Source organism: Pseudomonas sp. I2 (assembly GCF_040984075.1).
In the GTDB taxonomy this organism is placed as follows: Bacteria; Pseudomonadota; Gammaproteobacteria; order Pseudomonadales; family Pseudomonadaceae; genus Aquipseudomonas; species Aquipseudomonas guariconensis_B.
In genome coordinates this window covers 1-6,600 of sequence record NZ_JBCGFQ010000093.1, presented here as the reverse complement: position 1 = coordinate 6,600, position 6,600 = coordinate 1, and the positions used below count along the sequence as shown (strand labels likewise).

Genomic DNA, 6,600 nt, shown 5'->3' with positions numbered 1-6,600 from the left:
CGACAGCGCCTCTGCCGCCCCCACCAGCACCCGCAACCCAGCAGCGCCGATATCCCCCCTCGGCGCGAACGGCGCCAAGGCCTGCCGGCACTTCTCCAGGAACGGCCCCTCGTAGCTCCGCTTGAGCGCCTCCAGCTCCGGCGACCCGGCCAGCGCCGCGGACACACCAGGTATCTCGCGCCCCTGGGTCATCACGCACTCCACGTAGGCCGCGGCGATCACCCCGGCACGTACCTGCAGGCTGGCTTCGCTGACCGCCAACGCCGCCTCGAGCATGCTCGTCTGACGCGCGTCGTACTCCTCGTACAGCGCTACCAGCAATCCCGTGCGGGTTTCGAAATGGTCATACACCACCGGCTTGGTCACCCCAGCCTGCTCTGCCAGGCGCCCCAGGCTCAAGGCGTCGGTGCCCTCGTCGCGGATCAGTTGCCAGGCCACGTCGAGCAATTGGCGGCGCCTCGCCTCACGGGACAGGCGTTTGCGCGGCAGCGGTTTGTCATCGCTTGACATCGATTACCTACCAAAAGTAACTTACCAACAGTAACTTACTACGAGTATATAACGCCGCCCCCACTCACGCACCCTTTCATCTGGAGAACCGCCATGCATGCCCTGATCGTCATCGGCCACCACGACCCAGAATCATTGACCCATGCCCTCGCCCAACGCATCGCCGACGGCCTGGCCAGCGCCGGCCACACGGCCGAAATCGCCGACTTGGCCCGAGAAGGCTTCGACCCCCGCTTCGGCCTGGCCGACCATGCCGTGCATCGTCGCCTGGCCCCACCACCGGCGGATGTGCTCGCCGAGCAGGCGCGCATCGAGCGCGCCGATGCGCTGGTGCTGGTGTACCCGGTCTACTGGTGGTCGCTGCCAGCGCTGCTCAAGGGCTGGGTCGAGCGTGTGTTCAGCAATGGCTGGGCCTTCGACTACCAGGTCAACGGCCCGACCATCAAGAAACTCCAGGGCCTTACCGTGCACCTGGTCGGCGTCGCAGGTGCCGATGCCGGTACCTTCGAGCGGCATGGCTACGGCGAGGCGATGCGCGTGCAAATCGAACACGGCATCTTCGACTACTGCGGTGCTCAGGTACTGAGTTCGAACGTGCTCACCGACAGCGAGGGCCAGGATCCCAAGGGCCACCTGCGCACCGCCTGGCAACTGGGCCAGCAGTTGTTCGAGCCGGCCCGCAGCCAAACAGCATAGGAACCCGACCTTGCTTGCCCATGCCTTAGCCCGTCAGCGACCATTCGGCCAACGGCCAGTAGCGACCCTTGCGTGACTCGTAGAGGGTGAAGTGCCGGACGGCGAGGAAGAACGCCGGTGCCGCCGCGGCTTCCGGCGGCTGGCCACGGAAGTCCCTCGACAGCGTCAGGTGTGGCCGGTACTCGCGGACCTGCTCGGCAATGCCCAGCGGCAGCGCCGCCTGTTGCAGGGCATAGACCAGTTGCCGCAGCGCCGGTGGCGTCTCCCCAGGTTCGAGCACCAGCACACCGGCGCGCTGCCACACCTGCAAGCGGTCGAGCAGCAGGCGCAAAGGCGCGTCCGGGCGCGTGAGATTGTCGACCGCAGCGCACAGGGCCGGCAACCGCGCGGCATCCACATCGCCCAGAAACAGCAGGGTCAGGTGGAAGTTCTCGGCCGGTACGGGCCTTCCACTGCGCAGCCCCAGGCTGCGCCGCCACTGGGCGATGGCACGGCGCTGGGCATCGCTGACCGGCAAGGCGAAGAACAGGCGCTTGAAGGGCGCACCGCTGGGGCGTGAATCCTGGGCCATGCATGCTCCTCGATCTGTGGGGCGCCAGCCCCGAGTGTACGCTCACCTCGATACCTGGCAGATGAACCAGGATGAAACGTTTGCGCCTTCCACTTAAGACGGGTGCACAGGCCTGGCACGATTGTTTATGCTGGCGGGCTCAAGCCATGGCGCATGGCCATTTCGACAAGTATCCGTTCATGAAAATCGCACTCGTCCTGATCTTCGCACTCTCGATCGCCTATGTTCACTTGCGCGGTCGGGTTCGCCACAAGCTGACCCGCCAACTGGGCGATCACTCCAGCTTCCTGGCTCCGGTCAACAGCTTCCTGTACCTGTTCTCCCAGCACCCGGCCAAGCCCTACCTGCCGGTCGAGTCCTTCCCCGAACTGCAGCCGCTCAAGGACCACTGGCGGGAAATCCGCGAGGAGGCCCAGCAACTGCTGCACGTGGGCGAGATCAAGAAATCCGACAACTACGACGACGTCGGATTCAATTCGTTCTTCAAGACCGGCTGGAAGCGTTTCTACCTGAAGTGGTATGGCGAGAGCCACCCCTCGGCGATGAAGCTGTGCCCACGCACCACCGAGTTGCTGCAGGGTATCGGCTCGGTCAAGGCGGCCATGTTCGCCACCCTGCCGCCAGGCGCCAAGCTGGTGCGCCACCGTGACCCCTATGCCGGCTCCTACCGCTACCACCTGGGCCTGGACACGCCCAACGACGACGGCTGCTACATCGATGTCGATGGCCAGAAGTACGCCTGGCGCGACGGCGAGGCAGTGGTGTTCGACGAGACCTACATCCACTACGCCGCCAACACCACCGAGCACAACCGCATCATCCTGTTCTGCGACGTCGAGCGCCCGCTCAAGTACCGCTGGGCGACCGCCTTCAACCGCTGGTTCAGCCGCAACGTCATGGCCGCCGCGGCGGCCCCCAACGACGCCAACGACAAGACCGGCGGCATCAATCGCCTGTTCACCCGCATCTACCGCATCCGCGAGCGCGGCAAGGCCCTGAAGAAGCGCAACCGCACCCGCTACTACCTGGAAAAGTGGGCGGTGGTCGCGGCGCTGGTGCTGGTGTTCATCTACATCTGAAGCGAAGACGCTGCCCTGGCCATCACAGCCCCTCCAGAGCCTCGTTCTTCGACTAGCCTGAAAGCTCCTGTCACCACCGAACAAGGTGAAAACCATGAGCATGATGGACTGGGACGCCTACCGTAGGCAGTTGATGGCCGGCATCGGCGATCTCAAGCAGTTGTCCCCCGATACCGTGGCCGGCTACATGACTGCCAGCGGTGCCGGGGCCAAGACCAACCACCTGGATGCCAAGACCCGCGAGCTGATCTCCCTGGCCGTGGCGGTGACTACCCGCTGCGACGGCTGCATCGCCGTGCACTCCCAGCAGGCCGTCAGGCACGGCGCCACCCGTGAGGAAATCGCCGAGGCGCTGGGCGTGGCGGTGGCGATGAACGCCGGTGCCGCGCTGGTCTACTCGGCCCGCGCCCTGGATGCGGTCGGCAAGGCGAGCGACTGAACGCCTCCGGCGCCGCAGCCCTTGCGCGGCGGCGCCGGGCAACCCAGACTTGGCGGCCAAGCCCGTGCAGGAGCCGCCATGATCCACATCCGTCCCATGACCCCGGAAGACTTCGAACGCTTCTGGCCCACCTTCCAGGCCATCGTCCAGGCCCGCGAAACCTATGCCTTCGACCCCGGGCTCAGCGTCGAGCAGGCCCGCCAGCTCTGGCTGGAGCTGCCCCTGCGAACCCTGGTGGCCGAGGCGCATGGCGAGTTGCTCGGCTCGTACTACCTCAAGGCCAACGCCGCCGGCCCCGGCGCCCACGTGGGCAATTGCGGCTACATGGTCGCGCCGGCCGCCCGCGGCCGTGGCGTGGCGCGGCTGATGTGCGAGCACTCGCAAAAGCTGGCACGCCAGGAGGGCTTCCTGGCCCTGCAGTTCAACTCGGTGGTGGCGACCAACGAGGTGGCCGTGGCGCTGTGGCACAAGCTCGGCTTCGAGACCGTCGGCCGCCTGCCCAAGGCCTACCGGCACGCTCGCCTGGGGCTGGTGGACTGCCTGGTGATGTACAAGTGGCTGGCGGACGAGCCGGTGGTGGAGAAGCCCGCCCTGCTGATCGGGCGCAAGAACATCGAGGCCAGAGTATCGCGTCGGCGCGGACGCTGATCGCCCTCCTGGACCAGCGCAAGCTGCATCCGAACGATTGACTCCCCACCCGTTCGGTGGTCAGATGCGCGCCAGTTTCAGGTGTCCTGCGCCGCCGCGCGCAGGGTGAAACGGGAAGCCGGTGCGTCGTTGCCACGACAAGTCCGGCGCTGCCCCCGCAACGGTAGGCGAGCGAACCCTTCGACATACCACTGTGCGCATGCATGGGAAGGTGAACGGTTCATGATCCTCGCAAGCCCGGAGACCGGCCTGGAGCTTTTCGTTGGCAACCCGCGGTGGGCGGGCGCAGGCCGGTTTTCGCGTGCGCGCCTGCGTACGTGCTTGGTCGTCTATGCGTTGTTTCCACCGGGATCCATTCATTCCTGCGACAGTGGAACGACATGTCCCGTATCTCCAAGCTTCATACCCTGGCGGCCTGCCTGGCCGTTTCCCTTCCGACCCTGGCCGATGAACACGACGGGCCAGTACTGGCCCTGCCCTCCACGGCCATCACCGATACCCGCGACGAACAGGTCGTCGACCTGGCCACGCCGACCCGAGCCGGTTCGCGCCTGAACCTGAGCGCCCTGGAGACCCCGGCCAGCACCAGCAGCATCAGCGCCGGGCAGATCCAGCAGCGTAACAACCTCACCGTGCAAGACGCGGTGACCCGCTCGCCAGGCATCACCTCGGTCGGCACCCCAGGCAACGGCGGCACCGCCCTCTCCGCCCGCGGCTTCACCGGCCACAGCTCGGTGATGACGCTGTTCGACGGCTCGCGCCTGTACACCGGCGCCGGTACCCAGAGCTTCCCGGTCGATCCGTGGATGGTCGAGCGCATCGACGTGATCCGTGGCCCAGCCTCGGTGCTCTATGGCGAAGGCGCCACGGGCGCGGTGATCAACGTCATCCCGAAAAAACCCTTCGCCGGCGAAATCCGCAACCACCTGCGCCTGGGCTACGGCTCCTGGGACCGCCAACAGCTCGGCCTGGACAGCGGTGGCAGCCTGAGCGAGCGCCTGAGCTACCGGGTCACCCTGAACAAGCAGGAAGGCAATGGCTGGGTCGATCGCGGCGACTCGCGCAACCTGGCCCTCAGCGCCGCCCTGCGCTTCGACGCCAGCGACGACCTGAGCTTCACCCTCGCCCACGAGCGCGGCGATGCCGAGCCGATGAACTACTTCGGCACCCCGCTGATCGACGGCCACTACCGCGACAGCCTGCGCAAGAAGAACTACAACATTCGCGACGACGTCCAGCGCTACCACGACGAGTGGACCCGCCTCGACACCGACTGGACGATCAACGACCACCTCAGCGCCAGCAACCAGCTGTACTACATCAAGAGCCGCCGGCACTGGCGCAACGCCGAGGACTACACCTGGGATGCCGACCGCGGCCAGCTCGAACGCGGCAGCTACCTGCAGATCAAGCACGACCAGGAGCAGATCGGCGACCGCCAGAGCTTCACCTTCGACCACAGCCTGTTCGGCCTGGCCAGCAAGACCGTGGTGGGTGCCGAGTACAACAGGATCCGTTTCAACGTCGACAACAACTCGCCGTACGAAGACGTGGGCGGCGACTACATCGACCCCTGGCAGCCGGCACCGGGCGAGTTCCACAGCCGATCGGCGCTGCGCCCACAGACCCTGTCCACCACCCGTACCTTCGCGCTGTTCGCCGAGAACCGCACCCAGCTCACCGATCGCCTGTCGCTGGTCACCGGTGTACGCCGTGACCAGAACCACATCGATCGGGACAACCTGGTCAGCGACACCCGCAGCGACCGCAGCCTGCAGGGCGGCAACTGGCGCGCGGGCCTGCTCTTCGCGGTGACCGACGAGCTGTCGCTGTACGGCCAGTACTCCACCAGCGAGGACGGGGTCAACAACCTCATCAGCCTCAACCCGACGCAGATGAACTATGACCTGACCGAGTCGAAGCAGACCGAACTGGGCCTCAAGCAGCGCTTCTGGGACGGCCGTGGCGAGTGGACTCTGGCGGCCTACCACATCGTCAAGAAGAAGCTGCTGGTGGACGACCCGGTCACCCACGAGAAGCAGCAAGCCGGCCAACAGACCTCCGACGGCCTGGAGGCGACCCTGGAGCTGGCCCTGGCTAACCAGTGGCAGGTATCGGCCAACGCCGCCGTGGTACGCGCCAAGTACGATGACTTCGATGAAAGGGTCGGCGGCGTTCCCCAGGACCGCGCCGGCAACCGCCCGGCCAACGTGCCGCGCCGCACCGCCAACCTGTGGCTGAGCAAGGGTTTCGGCCAGACCGTGGATGCCGGCATCGGCCTGCGCTACGTCGACGAGCGCTACGCCAACACCGCCAACAGCCAGAGCGTCCCCGGCTACACCGTGGTCGATGCCAACCTCGGCTGGCAGGTGCTGCCGGACGTGCGCCTGGGGCTGCAGTTGAACAACCTGTTCAACCGTGACTATGTGGTGGCCGCCCACAGTGGTGAGCAATGGCTGCTCGGCGCGCCACGGTCGTACTTCGCGACAGTCGACTACAGCTTCTGACCTGAGCGGCTTTCTCCAATTGAGCGGTACTGGGGCTGCTTTGCAGCCCATCGCACAGCCCCCCACCTGAAAAAGCGCTATCGAACCTCAACAAATAATTATAAGATAACATTTCATCTCGCAATCCCTCTTGCCTGCCCCCATGACAAG

At 65.9% G+C, this 6,600-nt stretch carries 7 protein-coding genes and 1 riboswitch; of the genes, 5 read left to right on the top strand and 2 right to left on the bottom strand.

From position 1 onward, the window contains the following. A partial coding sequence (locus WCE05_RS25435; RefSeq protein WP_368816792.1) for a TetR/AcrR family transcriptional regulator occupies positions 1-510 on the bottom strand: 510 nt, incomplete at its 3' end. A 93-nt stretch (positions 511-603) separates the two neighbouring features. Here WCE05_RS25435 and WCE05_RS25430 point away from each other — a divergent pair. Then, positions 604-1,206 (top strand): NAD(P)H-dependent oxidoreductase, encoded by a 603-nt coding sequence (locus WCE05_RS25430; RefSeq protein WP_225789656.1) that lies wholly within the window; start codon positions 604-606, stop codon positions 1,204-1,206. A gap of 25 nt (positions 1,207-1,231) precedes the next feature. Here WCE05_RS25430 and thpR read toward each other — a convergent pair whose 3' ends face one another. Beyond that, on the bottom strand, positions 1,232-1,777 hold the full coding sequence (thpR, locus tag WCE05_RS25425) for an RNA 2',3'-cyclic phosphodiesterase (protein WP_225789657.1): 546 nt from the start codon (positions 1,775-1,777) through the stop codon (positions 1,232-1,234). Positions 1,778-1,956: 179 nt separating this feature from the next. Here thpR and lpxO point away from each other — a divergent pair, with 179 nt between their 5' ends. The 4 genes from lpxO to WCE05_RS25405 all read left to right on the top strand — a co-directional run bounded on the left by lpxO (position 1,957) and on the right by WCE05_RS25405 (position 6,450). Continuing rightward, complete coding sequence (lpxO, locus tag WCE05_RS25420; RefSeq protein WP_225789658.1) at positions 1,957-2,856, top strand: lipid A hydroxylase LpxO; 900 nt, start codon at positions 1,957-1,959, stop codon at positions 2,854-2,856. 94 nt (positions 2,857-2,950) lie between these two features. Beyond that, entirely contained in the window at positions 2,951-3,295 is a 345-nt protein-coding gene (locus WCE05_RS25415) for a carboxymuconolactone decarboxylase family protein (RefSeq protein ID WP_225789659.1), read from the top strand. A gap of 78 nt (positions 3,296-3,373) precedes the next feature. After that, the gene (locus tag WCE05_RS25410) at positions 3,374-3,943 is read left to right on the top strand and encodes a GNAT family N-acetyltransferase (RefSeq protein WP_225789660.1); all 570 of its coding nucleotides are present in this window, start codon (positions 3,374-3,376) and stop codon (positions 3,941-3,943) included. A gap of 62 nt (positions 3,944-4,005) precedes the next feature. Then, positions 4,006-4,211, top strand: a riboswitch (cobalamin riboswitch). 112 nt (positions 4,212-4,323) lie between these two features. Further along, positions 4,324-6,450, top strand: coding sequence for a TonB-dependent receptor (locus WCE05_RS25405; RefSeq protein ID WP_368816791.1), 2,127 nt, complete (start codon positions 4,324-4,326; stop codon positions 6,448-6,450). Positions 6,451-6,600: the final 150 nt, after the last annotated feature.